General features: G+C 65.8%; 20 protein-coding genes and 1 tRNA gene. 14 read left to right on the top strand and 7 right to left on the bottom strand.

Annotation, left to right across the window (positions count from 1 at the left end):
* The first annotated feature begins 4 nt into the window (after positions 1-4).
* From GYK42_RS01180 to GYK42_RS01125, 12 genes are read left to right on the top strand one after another with little or no spacing between them, the layout of a single operon-like run.
* Positions 5-1378, top strand: coding sequence for an ATP-binding protein (locus tag GYK42_RS01180; protein ID WP_166446005.1), 1374 nt, complete (start codon positions 5-7; stop codon positions 1376-1378).
* Positions 1375-2235: a Flp pilus assembly protein CpaB gene (gene cpaB, locus GYK42_RS01175; protein WP_166446004.1), complete on the top strand. Its 861-nt coding sequence runs from the start codon at positions 1375-1377 to the stop codon at positions 2233-2235. The genes GYK42_RS01180 and cpaB overlap by 4 nt, the downstream gene beginning before the upstream one ends.
* A gap of 18 nt (positions 2236-2253) precedes the next feature.
* Entirely contained in the window at positions 2254-3693 is a 1440-nt protein-coding gene (locus GYK42_RS01170) for a type II and III secretion system protein family protein (RefSeq protein ID WP_166446003.1), read from the top strand.
* Positions 3694-3709: 16 nt separating this feature from the next.
* Positions 3710-4012, top strand: a complete 303-nt coding sequence (locus tag GYK42_RS01165) for a hypothetical protein (RefSeq protein ID WP_166446002.1) — start codon at positions 3710-3712, stop codon at positions 4010-4012.
* Positions 4002-5429 (top strand): pilus assembly protein TadG-related protein, encoded by a 1428-nt coding sequence (locus GYK42_RS01160; protein WP_166446001.1) that lies wholly within the window; start codon positions 4002-4004, stop codon positions 5427-5429. Before GYK42_RS01165 ends, GYK42_RS01160 begins: the two co-directional genes overlap by 11 nt.
* Positions 5426-5896 (top strand): TadE/TadG family type IV pilus assembly protein, encoded by a 471-nt coding sequence (locus tag GYK42_RS01155; protein WP_046681964.1) that lies wholly within the window; start codon positions 5426-5428, stop codon positions 5894-5896. Before GYK42_RS01160 ends, GYK42_RS01155 begins: the two co-directional genes overlap by 4 nt.
* Positions 5886-6491 carry a TadE/TadG family type IV pilus assembly protein gene (locus tag GYK42_RS01150; protein WP_166446000.1) on the top strand — a complete coding sequence of 202 codons (606 nt, stop codon included), beginning with the start codon at positions 5886-5888 and terminating at the stop codon, positions 6489-6491. Before GYK42_RS01155 ends, GYK42_RS01150 begins: the two co-directional genes overlap by 11 nt.
* A gap of 55 nt (positions 6492-6546) precedes the next feature.
* Positions 6547-7716, top strand: a complete 1170-nt coding sequence (locus GYK42_RS01145) for an AAA family ATPase (RefSeq protein WP_166445999.1) — start codon at positions 6547-6549, stop codon at positions 7714-7716.
* A 48-nt stretch (positions 7717-7764) separates the two neighbouring features.
* Positions 7765-9111, top strand: coding sequence for a CpaF family protein (locus GYK42_RS01140; protein ID WP_080698639.1), 1347 nt, complete (start codon positions 7765-7767; stop codon positions 9109-9111).
* Positions 9112-9122: 11 nt separating this feature from the next.
* Positions 9123-10100 carry a type II secretion system F family protein gene (locus tag GYK42_RS01135; protein WP_166445998.1) on the top strand — a complete coding sequence of 326 codons (978 nt, stop codon included), beginning with the start codon at positions 9123-9125 and terminating at the stop codon, positions 10098-10100.
* Positions 10101-10113: 13 nt separating this feature from the next.
* Positions 10114-11052: a type II secretion system F family protein gene (locus GYK42_RS01130; RefSeq protein WP_046681967.1), complete on the top strand. Its 939-nt coding sequence runs from the start codon at positions 10114-10116 to the stop codon at positions 11050-11052.
* Positions 11053-11063: 11 nt separating this feature from the next.
* Complete coding sequence (locus GYK42_RS01125; protein WP_166445997.1) at positions 11064-12134, top strand: LytR C-terminal domain-containing protein; 1071 nt, start codon at positions 11064-11066, stop codon at positions 12132-12134.
* Positions 12135-12199: 65 nt separating this feature from the next.
* Here the strand turns inward: GYK42_RS01125 and GYK42_RS01120 are convergent, their stop codons facing one another.
* From GYK42_RS01120 to GYK42_RS01110, 3 genes are all read right to left on the bottom strand, one after another.
* Positions 12200-13192, bottom strand: coding sequence for an EDSAP-1 family PEP-CTERM protein (locus GYK42_RS01120; RefSeq protein ID WP_082127509.1), 993 nt, complete (start codon positions 13190-13192; stop codon positions 12200-12202).
* A 225-nt stretch (positions 13193-13417) separates the two neighbouring features.
* Positions 13418-14413, bottom strand: a complete 996-nt coding sequence (locus tag GYK42_RS01115; protein WP_166445996.1) for an SDR family oxidoreductase — start codon at positions 14411-14413, stop codon at positions 13418-13420.
* A gap of 38 nt (positions 14414-14451) precedes the next feature.
* Positions 14452-14826, bottom strand: a complete 375-nt coding sequence (locus tag GYK42_RS01110; RefSeq protein WP_052755468.1) for a hypothetical protein — start codon at positions 14824-14826, stop codon at positions 14452-14454.
* 149 nt (positions 14827-14975) lie between these two features.
* Between GYK42_RS01110 and GYK42_RS01105 the strand changes: the two genes are divergently transcribed.
* Positions 14976-15287, top strand: coding sequence for a hypothetical protein (locus tag GYK42_RS01105; RefSeq protein ID WP_166445995.1), 312 nt, complete (start codon positions 14976-14978; stop codon positions 15285-15287).
* Between the two features lie 13 nt (positions 15288-15300).
* Here the strand turns inward: GYK42_RS01105 and GYK42_RS01100 are convergent, their stop codons facing one another.
* Positions 15301-15507, bottom strand: a complete 207-nt coding sequence (locus GYK42_RS01100) for a dodecin (RefSeq protein ID WP_034753599.1) — start codon at positions 15505-15507, stop codon at positions 15301-15303.
* Positions 15508-15652: 145 nt separating this feature from the next.
* Entirely contained in the window at positions 15653-16597 is a 945-nt protein-coding gene (locus tag GYK42_RS01095) for a LysR substrate-binding domain-containing protein (RefSeq protein WP_166445994.1), read from the bottom strand.
* Positions 16598-16666: 69 nt separating this feature from the next.
* On the opposite strand from GYK42_RS01095, the gene GYK42_RS01090 reads away from it, so the two are divergent.
* On the top strand, positions 16667-17659 hold the full coding sequence (locus tag GYK42_RS01090) for an MBL fold metallo-hydrolase (RefSeq protein WP_346768042.1): 993 nt from the start codon (positions 16667-16669) through the stop codon (positions 17657-17659).
* A gap of 217 nt (positions 17660-17876) precedes the next feature.
* Here GYK42_RS01090 and GYK42_RS01085 read toward each other — a convergent pair.
* Both GYK42_RS01085 and GYK42_RS01080 read right to left on the bottom strand, forming a co-directional pair.
* A tRNA-Thr gene (locus tag GYK42_RS01085) sits at positions 17877-17952 on the bottom strand.
* 26 nt (positions 17953-17978) lie between these two features.
* Complete coding sequence (locus GYK42_RS01080) at positions 17979-18491, bottom strand: ClpXP protease specificity-enhancing factor (protein ID WP_046681987.1); 513 nt, start codon at positions 18489-18491, stop codon at positions 17979-17981.
* Between the last annotated feature and the right edge of the window lie 115 nt (positions 18492-18606).

The following is an 18606-nucleotide window of genomic DNA, read 5'->3' as shown; positions in this document are numbered from 1 at the left end:
CAGCATGACCGAGGTCGACTATTCCATGAGCACCGACAGCACGCCGCGCCCTGCCGATGCGAACCTGATGCCGCCCTTGCCGCCGCAGCCGAAGAGCTTGCGCGAAACGGGACTGGAGCGGCCGCTGGTCGTCGAACTGATCGCCAAGCTGATGTTTGTGGGCGGCAAGACGCACCTGTCCGCGCTGACGACGCGCCTGCGCCTGTCGATCAATGTCTTGCGCGAAGTGCTCGATTTCATGGTGACGGAGCAGATGGCCGAAGTGGCCTGGCGCGGCGAATCCGATATCGATGTGCAATATCAGCTGACGAGCGCCGGCAAGCAGCGCGCCGGCGCCTTCCTCGAACGCTGCGCATATATCGGCGCCGCGCCCGTCACCCTGGAAGCGTACCGCGCGATGGTGGCGCGCCAGTCGTGGCTGGCGCAGGAACAGCGCGTCGGCAGCGACGACCTGGCCGCCGTGCTCGGTGGCGCCCATGCCGGGCCAGGCATGCTCGACGTGGTCGGCGCGGCCCTGCATTCGGGACGCTCGCTGCTGCTGTACGGTCCGCCCGGCAGCGGCAAGTCGACCCTGGCGCTGCAGCTGGGCCAATTGCTGCACGGTCTCGTCGCCGTGCCGCACGCCATCGTCGTCGGCCACGACATCATCCAGTTGTACGATCCGGCCCAGCACTTGCCGCCCGCGCCGCAGCACGTCAGTCACGCGCGCCAGGCGCTGGAACGGCGCAGCACGGATATCCGCTGGGTGCTGTGCCAGCGCCCCGTGATCCACGTGGGCGCCGAGCTCGACGCCGGCATGCTGGAGCTGCGCCACGACGCCAGCGGCGGCTGCTACCAGGCGCCGCCCCACGTGCGGGCGAATAACGGCATGCTGATCATCGACGACCTGGGCCGCCAGCGCCTGGGCGCGCAAGAACTGTTGACGCGGCTGATGCAGCCGCTGGCGCGCGGCAGTGACCAGCTGGCCTTGCCCGGCGGCGTGCAGATCAGCGTGCCGTTCGACAATGCCCTCGTGCTGGCCACGAACGTGCCGCCGGTCGAGCTGTTTGACGCCGCCTTGCTGCGCCGCATCGGCTACAAGGTGCAGGTGGGGCCGCTGGCCGAGAACGCCTATCGCGCCCTGTTCCGCCAGCAATGCCGGCTGGCCGGCATGGCCATCGACGAGCTGGCCGTGAACCATTTGCTGCAGCTGCACGGCGCACAGGGCCGGCCCCTGCTGGCCAGCTATCCGCAGGAATTGCTGGCGCGCATGGGCGACTTCGCCGGCTTTGCCGGCTGCGACACGCGCCTGACGGTAGCCGCCCTGGAGCAGGCCTGGAGCAGCCTGTTTGCCAGCTGCGACATGCCGGCCGCCAGCCTGTGCGAGCGTATCGCATGAAGAACCGCCGCGCCCTCATGATGATGGCCCTGGCTGTGGTGCTGGGTCTGCTGGCCGTGCTGCTGGCCTCGCACTGGCTGCTGCGCCAGACGCCGGCCGGCAAGGGCAAGATCGTCGTCGCTTCCACCGATGTCAACCTGGGACAGCGCCTGACGCCCGAGATGCTGCGCCTGGCCGAATGGCCGGCGGAAAGCTTGCCGCAAGGCGCGCTGCAAGACCCGGCAAAACTGGCCGGTCGGGTGCTGAAAACCAGCGTGCTGCGCGGCGAGCCGCTGAGCGAAGCCAAGCTGGCGCCGGCCGGCACCCTGGGCGGCCTGTCGGCCCTGATCACGGAAGGGCGGCGCGCCATCACAGTGCGCGTCAATGACGTGATCGGCGTGGCCGGCTTCGCCTTGCCGGGCAACTATGTCGACATCATCGTCAGTACCCAGCAGGATGCCGGCGACCGCGCGTTTCCGCAAAGCCGCAATATTTCCAAGATCGTGCTCGAACGCATCCTCGTGCTGGCCGTGGCGCAGGAAGTGGGGCGCGACGAAACCAAACCGCGCGTGGTCAATGCCGTGACCCTGGAAGTGACGCCGGAACAGGCGGAAAACCTGGACCTGGCGCGCAGCGTGGGCAGCCTGTCGCTGGTGCTGCGCAACCAGGTCGACCCGCAGCCGGGCGTGACGGTGGGCGCCACCAAGCTGACCTTGCTGGGCGGACCGCACGACGCCGAGCCTGCTCCCGTGCCTGCCGCTGCCCCCGTGCTGGCCGCCGCGCCGCGTCCGGTGCGCGTGGCGAAGGCGCTGCCGGAAGCGAAGCGCCAGTGCAGTACCGTCATCGACGGGACGCGCCAGTCGCACGAATGTTTTTAGCCAACCATGGACACGCTCATGAACCGCGCTCTGCTGACACTGTGCTGCCTGCTGTTGCCGCTTGCCGGCGCGGCAGCCGAACCTGGCCCCCGCTGCGGCGGCGAAGCGGCGACGCCCGGCAACTTGCAATTGCAGGTGGGCAAGTCGAGCATGCTGCGCCTGCCCGAGGCCGTGCTGGCCCGCAGCGTCGGCAATCCGGCCATGCTGCAAGCCATGCTGGTCGCGCCCGACACTTTATATGTGGTCGGTGTCGACGTGGGCAGCACGAACATGATCATCCAGGGACGCAGCGGCGTGTGCAGCGTGGTGAACGTCAGCGTCAGCATGGACCCGTCCGGCCTGCAAACGACCCTGGCAGCCCTGATGCCGGAAGAACAAGCCATCCGCGTGACAGCCGTGGCCGACACCCTGGTGCTATCGGGCACGGTGCAGGATGCAGGCGCCGTGCTGCGCGCCACCGAGCTGGCGCATGCCTATGTGCGTCGCGCAACCGCACCGCTGGCGCTGCCGAAGCCTGCCGATGGCGCCGCCATGCCGTTGGCGGCCACGGCGCCCGCTGGCGGTGTTGGTGGCGCGAACAGCCGCATCATCAACATGCTCGACGTCAGCGCGCCGCAGCAGGTGATGCTGGCCGTGCAGATCGCCGAAGTGTCGAAGTCGCTGCTGGAGCGCCTGGAAGTGGGCGCGACCCTGCGCTTCGCGTCCGGCAGCTGGGCCACCACCTTGCTGTCAAATTTCTTGAGCGGCACGGCCAATGGCTTGCTCGACGTGCGCAAGTCGAATGGCCAGCAACTGACCATCGAGGCGCAGAAACAGGATGGCCTGGTGCGCATCCTGGCCGAGCCGACCGTGATGGCGATCAGCGGGCAGGAGGGCAGTTTTCTGGCGGGCGGCAAGATTTTCATTCCCGTTGGCCAGGACAACAACAAGATCACCCTGGAAGAGCGCGAGTATGGCGTCGGCCTGCGTTTTACGCCCACCGTGCTGTCGGGCGGGCGCATCAATCTGAAGGTGGCGCCGGAAGTGTCGGAACTGTCGCGCGAAGGGGTGGGCATTTCCGCCGCCGGCGTCAGCGGACGTTCGATTCTGCCCGTGATCACCACGCGGCGCGCCTCGACCACGGTGCAGCTGTACGACGGCCAGAGCTACGCCATCGGCGGCTTGATCAAGAACAACCAGGTGAGCAACATCACGGGCGTGCCGTGGCTCAGCGAGCTGCCGATTCTCGGCGCGCTGTTTCGCAGCACGGACTTCCAGCATGACCGCACGGAATTGCTGTTCGTCATTACCGCGCACCTGGTCAAACCGTTGCCGGCTGACGCCGCGCTGCCGACGGCGCAGCTGGTGCCGCCCTCGCGCACGGACTTGATGTTGCGCGGCAAGATGGAAGGCACCTTGCCGCTGGCGCCGCCGTCCGTGCCGCCACCGCGCGCGGCCAACGGTTTCGAGTTGAAATGAGACGGGGAGATACGCCATGCCGAACTCGCTCTTGACGTCGCTGCGGCGCCTGGCCGCCCTGGCCCTGGCCTTGCAGCTGGCCGCCTGCGCGCACAGCAGCACGCCGCAGCTGGACCCGCGCTTCGGCGACGCCGTGCGCTTGGCCATGGCGCAGCAGGTGCGTTATCCGGCCAGCACGGGCAATCGCCAGCCTGCCGACGGGCTGGACGGCCCCAGCGCGCACGCCGTCATGCAGCGCTACCGCGCCTCGTTCGTCGAACCGAACGGCCAGGCGCCGCAGCCGGTGCAGTTCATGCTGGGAGGCGGCAATGGCAAGTAGACGCGAGGGCCAGCGCGGGGCGATGCTGATCGCCTTTTCCATCCTGCTTATTCTGGTGCTGGGATTTATCGGCCTGGCGCTCGACGTGGGGCAGGTCATCGGCCGCAAGACGGAATTGCAGAACCTGGCCGACAACGCGGCGCTGGCGGCGGCCGCGGAACTGGTGGGCACGCCCGAAGGCTTGCTTGCGGCCGTGACGAAGGCCAAGAGCAGCGCGGCCGACAAGAGCGCGTGGCGCCGCCGCATGCAGGGCGCCATCCTGTCGGACGCCAGCATCCGTTTCGCCAGCGCACCCGATGCCCCCGCCAGCGGGTGGCATGCGGCGGGCGCCGTGCCCGATCCCGTCACGGCGTTGTTCGTGCGCGTCGATACGCAGGCCAATACGCCCTCGCTGGGGCGAGTGGCGACGGCGTTCCTGGGCGCCTGGTCGCCGGCGCTGCGCACCCTCGACACGGTGGCGCGCGCCGTGGCGGGACGTACCAGCTTGCACCTGACGCCGTTGGCCGTCTGCGCGCTGTCGGCCAGCGCGGCCAGCCCGCGCACGAATGCGGCGCTGCTGCCGGCCGTCGAGTTGCTGGAATACGGCTTTCGCCGCGGCGTGGCGTACAACCTGTTGAAACTCAATCCGCATGGCCCGGCGGCCGAACATTTCGTCCTCAATCCCCTGGGCCAGCCGGGTGTGGTGGGACCGTCGCAGCAGGTCGGCGAGTCCAGCGTATTGCCGTTTGTGTGCAGTGGCACGGTGCTGTACCCGCGCATCGGCAGCGCCCAGGTGCACGTGCACAGGCCGTTTCCCGCCACCTTGTGGCCTGCCTTCAACGCCCGCTTCAACCAGCATGCGGGCAGTGGCTGCCATACGGTCACGGCGCCGCCCGACACGAATATCCGCCCCTATCCGAATACGGCCACGAACTGGTGGATGACGAACTCGCCCGACGCGCCGAGCGCCCTGAGCATTGGTAATCCGCTGCTGTCCGTGGCCGATCCGGAGTCGAACGCGACGCCGCCCGCGGTCGGCAGTTATGGACCGCTGTGGTCGTTCGCCAAGGCGGCCAGGTACAGCAGTGTGAAGCCGATCGACGGCTACCTGCCGTTTGCCACCAGCGACTGGCCCAAGCTGTATCCGGCTAGCCCTGCCGCGCCGGCCGCCAAGTCCGGCTATCCGGCCACGCCGCCATATCAGACGCTGGCGTACCAGACGGCGCCAACCGGCAACACGGGCGTGGCGCAGCGGCGCCTGCTGCATATTCCCCTGCTGGCCTGTCCGCTGCCGGCTGGCAGCGACGTGCTGGCGCAGGTGCGCGGCATCGGCCGTTTCTTCATGACGGCGCCGGCCAGCAATGGCGTGCTGAGCGCCGAATTTGACGGCCTGGTGGCCGAGGGCACGCTGGTGGGCCCGGCGGAGCTGCTGCAATGAGGCCGCCACGCCGCCAACAGGGTGTCGCCGCCATCGAGCTGGCGCTGATCATGCTGTTTTTCATGGGCCTGTTGCCCTTCGTGCTGCTGTTTGGCCGCGCGCTGCTGGCGTACACGGCCCTGCAAAAAAGTGCGCACGATGCGGCGCGCTACCTGGCGACCATGCCGTTGCCGCAGATGGCCAATGCCGATGCGGCGGAGCAGGGCGCCGTGTTTGCCCGGCAGATGGTGCGGCAGGCGATGCTGGAATCCTGGCCCAGCATGAGCAGCGGCAAAGTCAACGTGGATTGCATCTATAACGATGACTTTTATAGCTGCGGCAACTACCCGACGGCGCCGCTGCAGGTACGCATCAAGGTGTCCGTGGACATGCCCGTCGATATTCTGCCCGAGCTGACGCGCAAGTGGCTGCCGCAGCTGGCGCCTATCCCGCTGCGTGCCAATGCGACATTGCGCTATGTTAATTAACCTGCGCCCCCGGCGGCAGCGCCAGGGCGGCGTCTTCGCTGTCGAGTTCGGCATGCTGGCGCTGTTGTTCTTCCTGTTCCTGTTTGCTTTGCTGGAAGTGGCGCGCGCTGTGTATTTATGGAATATGGTGCATGAAATCACCCGGCGTGCCGCGCGCGGCGCCGCCGTCACCGATTTCAGCAATGCAAGTGCGCTGCAGGCCGTGCGCACGCACGCCGTGCTGCGCGCCGCGCCGGGCGTGTTGCCGCTCGGTGGCGGCATCAGCGATGCGTATGTGCGCATCGATTATCTGTCGCTGGCCGGCGGCGCCGCGCTGGCGGCCGTGCCGGTGACGGTGATGCCTGGTTGCCCGCAACGCAACCGCATCAATTGCCTGGACGATCCGCATGGCGCCAGCTGCATCCGTTTCGTGCGCGCGCGCCTGTGCGTGCCCGGCGATGGCGTGCGCTGCGAGAGCGTGCCGTACCGGCCCATCCTGCCGCTGCTGAACGTGATGTTTCCCTCCGGCGCAGGCGCCGTGCGCCTGCCCAACGGCGCCACCATGGCGGTGGCCGAGTCGCTGGGCTATCCGGACAATCCCGGTTTTTGTCCTTGAGCGCCACTTGGCGGCGCAGCCGAATGTGTAGACCTGAAAGAAGCGAGGAAGTGCGATGAAAGCCTTGATGATTAGCCGCGACACCAGCTTGCACGATGAAATTGCCGCGCAGGGAGCGGCCCGCATGCCCGTGCTGCGGCTGCTGGAGCGGCGCAGCGGCCTGCGCGACGCCGTCGAGCGCATGCTGCCGGAAGCGCCGGAACTGGTGATCGTCGACGCCAGCGGCATCGATGCCGATGAAGCGGACCTGCTCGAGCGCCTGGCGCGCCAGTATCCGCTGGCCGTCCTGATGCTGCTCACGCGCGGCCAGCAGCAGGATGTGCTGATCCGCGCCATGCGCGCCGGCATGCGCGAAGTGCTGCAGCTGCCGCTGGTGCACAAGGCCTTTCACGAGGCGATGGACAGGGTCGATATCCAGGCCGGCGTGACGCAGATGCGCGACGGCAAAGTGCTCGCCTTCATCTCGTGCAAGGGCGGCAGCGGCGCCACCTTCCTGTCGACGAATTTTTCCTACGCGCTGGCCAGCCTGGCCGGCTGCAAGGTGCTGCTGATCGACCTGCATGGCCAGTTCGGCGACGCCACCTTGTACGTGTCGGACCAGAAGCCGGCCATGACCCTGTCCGACATTTGCGCCCAGATCGCGCGCATGGACGGCGCCTTCCTCGCCTCGTGCCTGGTGCACGTGACGCCGAACTTCGGCGTGCTGGCGGCGGCCGACGACCCGTCGCACAAGGTCGACATGCAGCCCGAGCACATGGATCGCATCCTGGTCGTGGCGCGTCAGCACTACGACTATATCGTGCTCGACGTGGGACGCCAGATCGATGCGCTGTCGCTGCGCGCGCTCGACAACGCCGACGCCATCTATCCGGTGCTGCAGCTGGCCTTGCCCGACATCCGAGACGGGCGCCGCCTGCTCGACATTTTCCGTTCGCTCGGCTATCCGGGCGAGCGCTTGCGCCTGATCGTCAACCGCTATGAAAAGGGTGGACGCCTGCGCCTGGCGGACCTAGAGCAGGCGCTGGGCGCGGAGGTGGTGCACACGGTGCCCAACGATTACATCGCCGCCACCGATTCCGTCAACCAGGGCATTCCGCTGCTGCAGCTGTCGCGTACCAGCGCCGTGGCGCGCAGCCTGGCCGAGCTGGTGGAGCTGGTGACGGCGCGCCGCGTGACGGAAAGCCGCGGCCTGTTCGACCGTCTGTTCAGCCGCAGCGAAGCCTAGCGCAGGACATTGTCAAGGCTCCCGCCGGGGGCCATCATGGGAGCCGAGATGACTTTACGCGAACGCCTGGCGGCGAATGAAACGGTGCGCCCCGCCACGAATGGACAAGGCGCGCTGGCGCTGCACGCCTACCAGGAACTGAAAAAAACCATGCACCAGACGATACTCGACCGTATCGACCTGGAACGCTTGAAACGCCTGACGGCCGAGCAGTTCAAGCACGAGCTGGCGCTGCTGGTGCAGCGCGTGATCGAGGAAGAGCGCATCGTGCTGAACCAGCACGAACGGCATAGCCTGGTGCTCGACATCCAGCACGAGATGCTGGGCTTTGGTCCGCTCGAACCCTTGCTGGCCGATGCCAGCGTCTCCGATATCCTCGTCAATACCTGCGACAAGGTATATGTCGAGCGGGGCGGGCGGCTGCAGCTGACGGACGTGACATTCCACGACAATGCGCACCTGATGAAGATCATCGAAAAGATCGTCTCGCGCGTGGGACGGCGGGTCGATGAATCGAGTCCGATGGTCGACGCGCGCCTGCCCGACGGCTCCAGGGTCAACGCCATCATTCCGCCGCTGGCCGTCGATGGGCCGATTTTATCCATCCGGCGCTTTGCCGTGCAGCCGCTCACCATCGCCAACCTGCTCGACTACAAAAGCCTGACGCCGCCCATGGTGCAGGTGCTGCAGGCGCTGGGCCAGGCCAAGGTCAACATCCTGATCTCGGGCGGCACGGGCAGCGGCAAGACGACCCTGCTCAACGTGCTGTCCGGCTTCATTCCCGGCAGCGAGCGCATCGTCACCATCGAGGATGCGGCCGAACTGGCGCTGCGCCAGCCGCACGTGGTGCGCCTGGAAACGCGTCCGCCGAATATCGAGGGCAAGGGCGAGGTGAGCCAGCGCGCGCTGGTGCGCAATGCGCTGCGCATGCGGCCCGACCGCATCATCCTCGGCGAGGTGCGCGGCGCCGAGGCGCTCGACATGCTGCAGGCGATGAATACGGGCCATGAAGGTTCGCTCGCGACCATCCACTCGAACACGGCGCGCGACGCGCTGGCGCGGCTGGAAAACATGGTCGGCATGGCCAACGTGAACCTGACCCCGCGCGCCACGCGCCAGCAGATCTGTTCGGCCGTGACGGTGGTGATGCAAGTGTCGCGCCTGACGGACGGCGCGCGCAAGCTGGTCAGCCTGCAGGAAGTGACGGGCATGGAAGGCGACATCATCGCCATGCATGAAATCTTCCGCTTCGAGCAGACGGGCGTCGATGCCGACGGCAAGGTGCAGGGCCACTTCTGCGCCACGGGCGTGCGGCCCCGCTTTACGGAGCGCTTGCGCATGTTCGGCGCGCCCGTGCCCGACAGCGTGTTCGATCCCGACCGAATTTATGAATAAGGAGAGGGATCATGGATCTTGTCTTCTACGGCTTTGCCGTGCTGCTGTTCGCCGCCTGCATCCTGATGGTGGAGGGCGCATGGCTGTGGTGGTCGGGCACGCATGGCAGCGCGGCGCGGCGCATTAACCGGCGCTTGCGGCTGATGGCGGCGCGCGGCGAGGGGGGCGGCGAGCGGGTCTCCATCCTCAAGCAGCGCCGCTATGCGCGTTCGCCCGGCCTGGAGCGCTTGCTGCGGCGCGCGCCGCAGGCGGCACGGCTCGACCGTTTGCTGCTGCAATCGGGCTTGTCCTGGTCGGTGGCGCAATTCCTGGGCGGCACCGGCGCCTTGCTGCTGGCGGCCTTGCTGCTGTTGGCGGCATGCTCCATGCCCTTGCCCGGTGCCTTGCTGCTGCTGTCTTGCGCCGTGAGCACACCGTGTCTGTGCGTGCTGCGCGCGCGCGCGGCGCGGCTGAAAAAGATCGAGGCGCAACTGCCGGAAGCGGCCGACTTCCTGGCCCGCGCACTGCGCGCCGGGCACTCGTTTTCGAACGTGCTGCAGATGGTGGGTGATGAACTCAATGAGCCGATCAGCGGCGAATTCAAGATGGCGCACGAAGAGATCAATTACGGTGTGCCGATGAACGAGGCGCTGCAAAACCTGGCCGCGCGCATTCCGTTGACGGACTTGCGCTACCTCGTCATCGCCGTGCTGGTGCAGCGCGAATCGGGCGGCAACCTGGCCGAGGTGCTGGTCAGCATCGCCCGCATCATCCGCGCCCGGCTAAAGCTGCTGGGGCAGGTGCGCGTGCTGTCGGCCGAGGGGCGCATGTCGGCCTGGGTGCTGGGGCTGATGCCGGTGGTGATGATCGGCGTCATGGCGCTGGTCAACCCGCAATACATCCGCCTGCTGTGGACCGATCCCAGCGGCATCAAACTGCTGTGGTACGCGGCCGGCATGGTGGCGCTGGGCGTGGTCTGGATGCGCAACGTCATCCGCATCCGCATCTAAAACAGGGGGCGGTATGAGCGGTGCACAACTGCTGTTTCTCGTGATTGTCTTTGCCGTGGTGGTGGCGCTGGCTCTCTTGGCGTGGGTGATCTTCTTTCCCGGTACCCTGCGCCAGCGCCTGTTTGGCGCCACGGCGCCGGCCGCCAGCGAGGCGGTGGTGGAAAACGGCTGGGTGGAGCGCGTGGCGCGCGTGGCGCAGCCGTTCAGCAAGCTGTCACTGCCGGAAGAGGGGTGGGAGCGCTCGCCGCTGCGCACGCGCTTCATGAACGCGGGCTGGCGCCAGGCCAGCGCGCCGGCCCTGTACTTTGCGGCGAAAAGCGTGCTGGCCCTGCTGTTTCCCACCGTGCTGGGACTGTATGCGGCCAGCGCCATGGCGGCGCAGCTGCGCAGCGTGCTGCTGTTGCTGCTGTGCGTCAGCGCCACCATCGGCTATTACCTGCCGAACCTGGTGCTGGCCAGCACGGCCAAGCGGCGCCAGCGCGACATCTTTGAAAACATCCCTGACGCGCTCGACTTGCTGACCGTGTGCGTGGAAGCGGGCCTGAGCCTGGAGCGTGCGCTGGTGAAGGTGTCGGGCGAAATCCATATCAAGAGCATGGTGCTGGCGCAGGAATTGCAGCTGGTGCTGATGGAAATGCGCGCCGGCTTTTCCAAGGAAAAGGCGCTGCGTAACCTGGCCCTGCGCAGCGGCGTGGAAGACGTCGACACCCTGGTCGCCATGCTGATTCAATCGGAACGCTTCGGCACGAGCATGGGCGATTCGCTGCGCGTGCATTCGGAAAACCTGCGCGGCAAGCGCAGCCTGCTGGCCGAGGAGGCGGCAGCGAAGATCGCCCTGAAACTGTTGTTCCCGCTGATCTTTTGCGTCTTTCCCACCCTGATGCTGGTGCTCATGGGGCCGGCCGTGATCGAAGTCTATCGCGTGCTGGTGCCGGCCATGGCCAGCCGCTGAAAGGAGTCACCATGCGCTTGACGATATCCCGCCTGGCCGCCGCCTGCGCCTGTCTGGGCTTGGGGGCCTGCGCCAGCCACACGGCGCACGCGCCGCCCCTTGCCGATGCCGATGCGGCCTATGTCGCGGGGCGCCAGCATTTTGACGCGGGCGACCTGCCCGCCGCGCAAGCTGCGTATGAGCAAGCCTTGCGCGCGGCGCCGCGCCACCTGAACGCGCGCAACGGCCTGGCCGTGCTGCATGCGCAGCGGGGCGAACATGGCGCGGCGATCGCCCATTGGCTGGCCTTGACGCAGGAGGCGGGCACGCCGCAGCCGCGGCAGGCCTATCTGTTCAGCAATCTCGGACATGCCTATTATTTAAGCGGACGCGATGCGCAAGCGTTGACTGCGCTGGAACAGGCCTGCCTGCTCGACCCGCTCAATGTGCTGGCCTGGCAGCACCTGGCGCAGGTGCTGGAACGGCTGGGACAGCATGCGCGCGCCGCCGTCATGCGGCGCCAGGCGGCCAGCTTGCAGGAACACGATGTGCGGCGCGACATGGCCTTGTTGCGCGGTGAGACTTCGCCGAAGGTTGAGTCAGTGCCCGCGCCGGTGCCGGATGCGCCCGCCATGGCGCGCGTGGAGATTACGCAGAACGATGGCATGGCCCGCCTGCGGCGCGTGCCGGCGGCGGAGCGCAGCCTGCCCGTTAGCGCGTCGGTGCCGGCTGCGCCTGTGGCCGGTGCGCCGCATCCGCGCCTGGAAATTGTCAACGGCAACGGCGTGCCCGGCCTGGCCGCGACGCTGGCGCGCAGCCTGGCCGGTGCGCCCGTGCAGGTGGTGCGCCTGGCCAATGAAACCAGCTTCCAGGTGGCGCGCACGCGCGTCGAATACCGGCCCGCGCAGGAGCCGGCGGCGCGTCAGCTGGCCCGCCAGCTTGGCGCACAGGTGCGTACCCAGGTGCAGATCCAGGCTGCCGACTGCCCCGCCAGCGAGCTGCGCCTGGTACTGGGGCGCGACCTGAGCGACCCCGCCATGCTGCACCGCTATTATCTGCAGCAATTGCAACTGGCGCGCCGGGCGCTGGCGCGGCTCGGTTAACACATCTCTGCCGGCATAAAAAAAGCGGCGCCTTTGCGGGCGCCGCGTGTTTTTCATGCTGCGGATTATTTCGGCTGGCGGCGGCGCGTAAAAGCCAGGGCTGCCAGTCCCGTGCCCAGCAGGAACAGGGTGCCTGGCTCCGGTACTTGCAAGGGTTCGATGACGACGATGTCGGTGCGCGTGGACTTGGAAAAGTTCAAGGTGTAGCTGCCGGCGGGCAGGGCGAAATTCGACGTCAGCGAAAACATCGCAAAGCCATTCGTGAAGGCGCGCCCGGTGGCCGGGTCGTTGGTGCCGGCCGTCATGTTCAGGCTGAAGGGATCGAGGCTGCCGACCGTATGATTGCCATTGACGTCGCTGCCATTGTTGGCGTCGCCATCGGGCGCGAACTGGAAGATCACGCCATCGGCATTCGCGTTCGACAGGCAGCCCACGGGACTGGAAGTATTGCACGAGATATTGAAGATATCCATGATCGACACGCTCGACTTGTCACCCATGGTCGTCACGCTGGTGCGCAGGTCGCGCCGTCCCATGAAGTTGAAGGTGATGAAGCCGGCGCTCGACAGGGTCAGGTTGACGGAACCGGTGAGCGTATCGCCTGCCGTGGCCGTGGCGGCGCCGACCGTGTCGCGCTGTGCTTCCGCCACGGCGCGCACGGTGGAGCCGGCGGCCGTGAGCATATTGCCAAAGGCATGCGCGTCGCCACGTGCGAACTCCAGGGTGGAGCTGGGGCTGGGTGCGTAGTTATTTTGCGGCAAGCCGCCGCAGCCGCCGCCCGAACACACTTGCAGCACGTCGGCGTTGGCGGCCGGGCCGGTATTGACGGCGCGCGGATTGACGGCCACGCCGCCCTCGAAGAAGGCGCTGTCGCTGGCATTGCGGTTGGCGCCGGCCAGCGACAGCGCGCCGGCGCTGGTGGTGATGCGGAAAGAGTTCAATTCGTTGACGGCCAGGCCGTACGCGCCGGCCTGCGCCTGGCCGCTGGCAAGCAAGCTTGCCGCCGCCAGTGCGCCCAGCCAACCCAGAGTCTTGCTTCGTGTGTGATCGACGTTCATCGCAGCCTCTTATCGTAGTCAGTCTCGGAAAATCCGGGGGATAAAAAATCCAGAATGGCTTGCCTGGATTCATCTCGTAGACAGTGATAAGCAGCTTGCGTGCCACACAAAAAAAGCATGTTGAATCAACTACTTGCGCAAAGTGGGCTGAGCTTTATAGGGCGAAGTGTAAGAAAGGTCGACGCCGTCTTCACGGCGTTTGCCGCCGGGCGCCCAAGGCCAAGTCTATGGCCCGCCGCGCCCGCCGGTGGCGCCATAGACCTGTCCCGTTGCATAGCTCGATTCCTGCGAGGCCAGCAGCACATACACGGCCGCCAGTTCCGCGGGCTGGCCGGGCCGTCCCATGGGCGTATCCTGGCCAAAGCCGGGGATTTTGTCCGGCGGCTGCCCGCCCGTCACTTGCAGGGCAGTCCAGAACGGCCCCGGCGCCACGGCATTGACGCGGATGCCCTGTTTTGCCAGCTGCTTGGCCAACCCCTTGGTAAATATCATGATGGCGCCCTTGGTGGCGGCATAGTCGATGATGTTCTCGCCGGGGTCATAGGCGTTCACCGAGGCAGTATTGATGATGCTGGCGCCGCGCGGCAGCAGGGGCACGGCCGCCTTGGTGATCCAGAACATGGCGTAGACATTGGTCTTGAAGGTTTCATCAAACTGCGCCGTGCTGATGTCGAGGATGGAATCGCGCGAGAATTGCCGCCCCGCGTTGTTGACCAGGATATCGAGGCCGCCCAGCTGGCGCGCCGCTTCGCTGACGAGCTTCTGGCAAAAGGCTTCGCTCTTGATATCGCCCGGAATGGCTACCGCCTTGCGCCCGGCGGCGCGGATCAGCTGCATCACCTCGAGCGCATCGGGTTCCTCGGCCGGCAGGTAGTTGATGGCAACATCGGCGCCTTCGCGCGCAAAGGCAATGGCCGCCGCACGCCCGATGCCGGAATCGCCGCCTGTGATCAGGGCCTTGCGCCCCGTCAGGCGGCCTGATCCTTGGTAACTGGTTTCGCCATGGTCGGGGCGCGGATTCATGCGGCTGGCCAAGCCCGGCCACGGTTGTTGCTGGACGGGAAATGGCGGACGCGGATAGCTGGGCGCTGGCGGCCTGGCAGGTGCCGCTGGCGCCATGGCAGTTTGTGCGGCGGCGGGGACTGCGAAGGTGGCCAGCGCGCCGCCGGCGATGCCTTCGACAAAGCTGCGGCGTGACTTGCTGGGTTTGTCATCATCCATGGCAGGACCTTTCAGGAACAGGATAGTCAAAGGCTGGCTCAGGTACCGCGGTGGTAGCCCAAGTGGCCGCCCGAATTGCGCGCGCAGCCGCAGCCGATGCGGGCCACCTCCTCGTCTTCTGTCAGTTTCCAGTTGGTAATCGTCGTGTGCTGCCAGTCGATGTCGCTTTTCTTGACAGGCTTTACCGTCAGGGTGCGTGCTTCCGCATCCGTGTACTCCATCAATTCTTCGTCATCGGCGATGTCGAAATGGCGGTGGATCAGGGAAATGCCGAAGCGGTCGAGCGCGCCATAGCGTTGCAGCACGTCGCGCAGTTCGCGAAAGCAGGCCAGGTCCTCAGGTAGCAGCGGATTAACGGCGGAAATATCGGCAACGGGCTGCCATTGCATGGCGTGGATGTTCAGGCTGTGCATGATGTCCTCCTTTGCCCCTTGTATCAAGCCCAGGCCGCCGGAGGGGCGCCGGCAGTCTGGCGGAACGCCCATCGTGGCCGCAAAGCCGCTGCGGCGTTTGCGCCAGATCAAAGGTGCGGCACATCGCGCCGTGCCCGGTAAAATAGGCCATGGCAAACAAACCCCCCACTTTCCCCGGCGCACGCACGGGCCGCGGCCAGGTCCTCGCCGTGCTGCTGTCGAACCGCGACCAGTCCGGCGCCGAACCGCTGCAAGGCCGCGTTTCCCTGGCCGCCATCGTCAAGGCGCTGAAACGCAAATACCACTGGCCCATCGAGACGCACAGTTTCCCCGCCAACACGCAGGACGGCCGCGCTAGCTGGGCGACCGTCTACAGCCTGCCGGAAAAGGTCATCGAGACCGCGCTGGACAACGGCGGCCGCGAGTGGCTGGAGAGCCGGGGAGTACCTGGGCGACGCTGAGCGCGCCGCCTTGCTATTCGAGCCGGAAGCCCACCTTCAGGGTGACCTGGAAGTGCGCCACCTTGCCGTCGACGATATGCCCGCGCGATTCCGTCACTTCATACCAGTCCATATGCTTGACCGTGAGCGCCGCCTTGGCAATGGCATCGCGTATCGCCTGGTCGCTGCTTTCGGTGGATGTGCCGACCAGCTCGATCAATTTATAGGTATGTGCGGACATGATGTTTCTCCAGGTAGGCAAGTCAGACATCGAAATTTGTTCTTCGCAGGCATGCCAATAGTGCACCGAAACGCCGCGCCGGTCATGGCGCACTGCAGCACAGCGTGCAAAATGTCCGGGAAACGTATTGTGGTAATGCGATTGCTCACTGCGTACTGCCGGCAGCAAGGCGGAGCACTATATCCTTGATGACGTCGCACATCCATAGCACAAACGCGTCCCCGTCGCGCGTCGCGTGGGAGACGAGGGCGATCTCGATGGTCGGCAGATCGAGTGGAATGGGGGCAGAGACCAGGCCGAAATCATGTTCCCAGATGGGCGCGAGGCCTTCCGGAACCGCCGCCACCGCATCGACCCGCTGCAGCACCCTGGGCAGTGAGGAGAAGTGCGGACTTGTATACATCACGTTGCGCGTCAATCCGAGCGCTGCCAACGCCTTGTCGACACGCCCCTCAAACGCGCCCCGGTGCGACACCAGCAAGTGTGCGCGCCCGATATATTCTTGCAACGTCATTTGCCCGCCAGCGCCCATGACCTCGGGGCGCCCAACGCAGCGGAACGCCATCGACGCCAGCGCAACACGCCGTTGCCAGGGCGCGCCTGGGTCGAAGGCCCCGATAGCGAGCTCGATCGTCTCCTTGGCCAGCATGTCCGAGACGGTGTAAGGGTCGGTTTCAAGCACGCGCACACGCACGTGGGGAGCTTTGCGGCTGAGCGCGGCCAGTAGCGGCGGTAACAGCCATGTATCGATCCAGTCAGGCATGCCGATGGTAACCGTCCTGGCAACGGTCAGCGGATCAAACGACGATACCTGGAATAAGGCGGCATGCATGGCGTGCAGCGCCTGGCCGACCGTGCGTTCCAGTTCGAGTGCGCGCGGAGTGGGCAACATCTTCCCACCTGCGCGCACCAGCAGTTCATCGTCGAACAGGCTACGCAGGCGGGCCAAGGCGCCGCTGACTGCCGGCTGGCCAAGGTGCAGGTGCTGCGCTGCCCGCGAGACGCTACGCTCGCGCAACAGCACCATGAGCGCGACCATGAGATTCAAGTCCACGTGGCGAAAATCGTTCTCACTGATATTGATCATCATAACAATCGATTTGTATGATTTTATGCGGGAGCTTATCGTAACAGCTCCCCACCTAACCCAGGAGTAACCGTGTCCAGTCATTATTTCCGTGCCAGTGCCGTGCGCCGCGCGCTTGTTTCCACCGCATTCGCCCTCCTTGCAACGGGCGGTATCGCCATCCCGGCCACGTCGCACGCCGCAGCGCCCATGGCCGGCACCCAGGCGCCCGGATATTTCCGCATGATGCTCGGCGCCTTCGAAGTTACCGCCCTCAGCGATGGCACGCTGGACTTGCCTGTCGATACATTGCTGTCCGCTGACGCGCAAAAAACCCGGGCTGATATTGCCAAGCTTCACCTCGAGGTGCCGCTTGAAACATCATTTAACGCCTACCTGATTAACACGGGCAAGGAACTCGTGCTGATCGATACGGGCGGCGGCGCCCTGTTCGGCAGCCGGCTGGGCCAGCTGGTGCGGCATATCGAGGCAGCGGGCTACACGACGAGCCAGATCGATGACGTGCTGCTTACCCACCTGCATTCCGATCATATCGGGGGACTGATGTCGGACGGCCAGCTGGCGTTTCCCAATGCAACCGTGCGTGCCGACCAGCGCGAGTCCGGCTACTGGCTGTCGACCGAAGCAAGAAAGGCCGCGCCTGCGAGCGACCTGGAGTTTTTTGATGCGGCAACGGCGTTGCTGACGCCGTATATCAATGCAGGCAAATACCAGCCATTCAGCGCTGGCGCCCAGATCGTACCGGGCATATCGGCAGCTTCCGCCTACGGCCACACGGCAGGCAGCACGGTCTACCAGGTCGAAAGCCAGGGCAAGCGGCTGCTCCTGATTGGCGACCTCATCCACGTCGGTCCGGTGCAGTTCAGCCGGCCCGATGTGACCATCGTGTTTGACGTCGAGCGCAACGCCGCCCGGGCCAGCCGCCTGGCCGTGTTTCAGCGGGCGGCCGCGTCCGGCGACCTCCTGGGCGGCAGCCATTTGCCCTTCCCCGGCCTGGGACGTCTGCAAGCCGCAGGCAAGGGCTTCCAGTGGATGCCGCTCGACTACACCACGCGCGTCAAATAAACCGTGCGCATTGCATGGCCGCGAATCTAAGGGATCTGACGCAATCGGACTTTGGCATGGCTGCTGCATCATGCATTCACGCCGCTTCGCCTGCTGCCGCTGAAGCCTGGAAATGCCGGGCCTGTGACGAGTGCAGAAAAATCGCGGCAAATACCCCCGGAAACGACAAAGGGCTACAGATGCGATATCTGTAACCCTTTGATTTCCTGCTAAATTCTGGTGCCGACTGCCGGTTTCGAACTGGCCACCTGATGATTACAAATCAACTGCTCTACCAAATGAGCTAAGTCGGCAAAAACTGCGCGTTGCGAATTATACGCTATTTAATGCGTGTCAGGGTCGGACGGCCGCCTTTTTTTGGTGGCTCGTCGTCGCCGGGCGTGGCGTTGTCGCGTTGTTCGGGGGAGCTGGTCGGCACGGACGACAGGGTCGGGGCGCTGGCGGTCGGGGCGAGCACTGGCGGCGGGACGTCGGCGGACGCCGGGCTGTCCGTCGGTTGCGCGTCGGGGTCATCGTTGCCCAGTACGGGCTCGAAGGCCATGCCCTGGCCGTTTTCGTTGGCGTAGATGGCCATGACGTTGTCGACCGGCACGTAGATTTCGCGCGAGACGCCGCCAAAGCGGGCGTGGAAACGGATGGCGTCGTTGTCCATCTTCAGGCCGCTGGTGGCGCCGAAGCTGATGTTGAGCACGATTTCGCCTTTTTTCACGTATTCCATCGGTACCGTGGTGCGCGAATCGACTTTGACCGCGAGATAAGGCGTGTAGCCGCTGTCGGTGCACCACTCGTAGATGGCGCGCAGCATATAAGGTTTGGTTGAGATTTCAGACATGGTAGGCACTGTGAGGCGGGAGCGCCGCCGTCAAACATGAGGCAGGCGCACCGGTAATTCAAAAGACTGGCTGCTGACGCAAAATGTCCCGGCAAGCGCCGCCTGCCGGGAATAT

Origin of the sequence: Janthinobacterium lividum, assembly GCF_011601275.1 — a bacterium.
GTDB classification, from domain to species: domain Bacteria; phylum Pseudomonadota; class Gammaproteobacteria; order Burkholderiales; family Burkholderiaceae_D; genus Janthinobacterium; species Janthinobacterium lividum_E.
This window is presented reverse-complemented; position numbering and strand designations above follow the sequence as displayed.

Excerpts from the sequence above, each read along its gene's own strand:
- GYK42_RS01180 (WP_166446005.1), top strand. The coding sequence starts at position 5 with ATGACCGAGGTCGACTATTCCATGAGCACCGACAGCACGCCGCGCCCT.
- cpaB (WP_166446004.1), top strand. The coding sequence starts at position 1,375 with ATGAAGAACCGCCGCGCCCTCATGATGATGGCCCTGGCTGTGGTGCTG.
- GYK42_RS01170 (WP_166446003.1), top strand. The coding sequence starts at position 2,254 with ATGAACCGCGCTCTGCTGACACTGTGCTGCCTGCTGTTGCCGCTTGCC.
- GYK42_RS01165 (WP_166446002.1), top strand. The coding sequence starts at position 3,710 with ATGCCGAACTCGCTCTTGACGTCGCTGCGGCGCCTGGCCGCCCTGGCC.
- GYK42_RS01160 (WP_166446001.1), top strand. The coding sequence starts at position 4,002 with ATGGCAAGTAGACGCGAGGGCCAGCGCGGGGCGATGCTGATCGCCTTT.
- GYK42_RS01155 (WP_046681964.1), top strand. The coding sequence starts at position 5,426 with ATGAGGCCGCCACGCCGCCAACAGGGTGTCGCCGCCATCGAGCTGGCG.
- GYK42_RS01150 (WP_166446000.1), top strand. The coding sequence starts at position 5,886 with ATGTTAATTAACCTGCGCCCCCGGCGGCAGCGCCAGGGCGGCGTCTTC.
- GYK42_RS01145 (WP_166445999.1), top strand. The coding sequence starts at position 6,547 with ATGAAAGCCTTGATGATTAGCCGCGACACCAGCTTGCACGATGAAATT.
- GYK42_RS01140 (WP_080698639.1), top strand. The coding sequence starts at position 7,765 with ATGACTTTACGCGAACGCCTGGCGGCGAATGAAACGGTGCGCCCCGCC.
- GYK42_RS01135 (WP_166445998.1), top strand. The coding sequence starts at position 9,123 with ATGGATCTTGTCTTCTACGGCTTTGCCGTGCTGCTGTTCGCCGCCTGC.
- GYK42_RS01130 (WP_046681967.1), top strand. The coding sequence starts at position 10,114 with ATGAGCGGTGCACAACTGCTGTTTCTCGTGATTGTCTTTGCCGTGGTG.
- GYK42_RS01125 (WP_166445997.1), top strand. The coding sequence starts at position 11,064 with ATGCGCTTGACGATATCCCGCCTGGCCGCCGCCTGCGCCTGTCTGGGC.
- GYK42_RS01120 (WP_082127509.1), bottom strand. The coding sequence starts at position 13,192 with ATGAACGTCGATCACACACGAAGCAAGACTCTGGGTTGGCTGGGCGCA.
- GYK42_RS01115 (WP_166445996.1), bottom strand. The coding sequence starts at position 14,413 with ATGGATGATGACAAACCCAGCAAGTCACGCCGCAGCTTTGTCGAAGGC.
- GYK42_RS01110 (WP_052755468.1), bottom strand. The coding sequence starts at position 14,826 with ATGCACAGCCTGAACATCCACGCCATGCAATGGCAGCCCGTTGCCGAT.
- GYK42_RS01105 (WP_166445995.1), top strand. The coding sequence starts at position 14,976 with ATGGCAAACAAACCCCCCACTTTCCCCGGCGCACGCACGGGCCGCGGC.
- GYK42_RS01100 (WP_034753599.1), bottom strand. The coding sequence starts at position 15,507 with ATGTCCGCACATACCTATAAATTGATCGAGCTGGTCGGCACATCCACC.
- GYK42_RS01095 (WP_166445994.1), bottom strand. The coding sequence starts at position 16,597 with ATGATGATCAATATCAGTGAGAACGATTTTCGCCACGTGGACTTGAAT.
- GYK42_RS01080 (WP_046681987.1), bottom strand. The coding sequence starts at position 18,491 with ATGTCTGAAATCTCAACCAAACCTTATATGCTGCGCGCCATCTACGAG.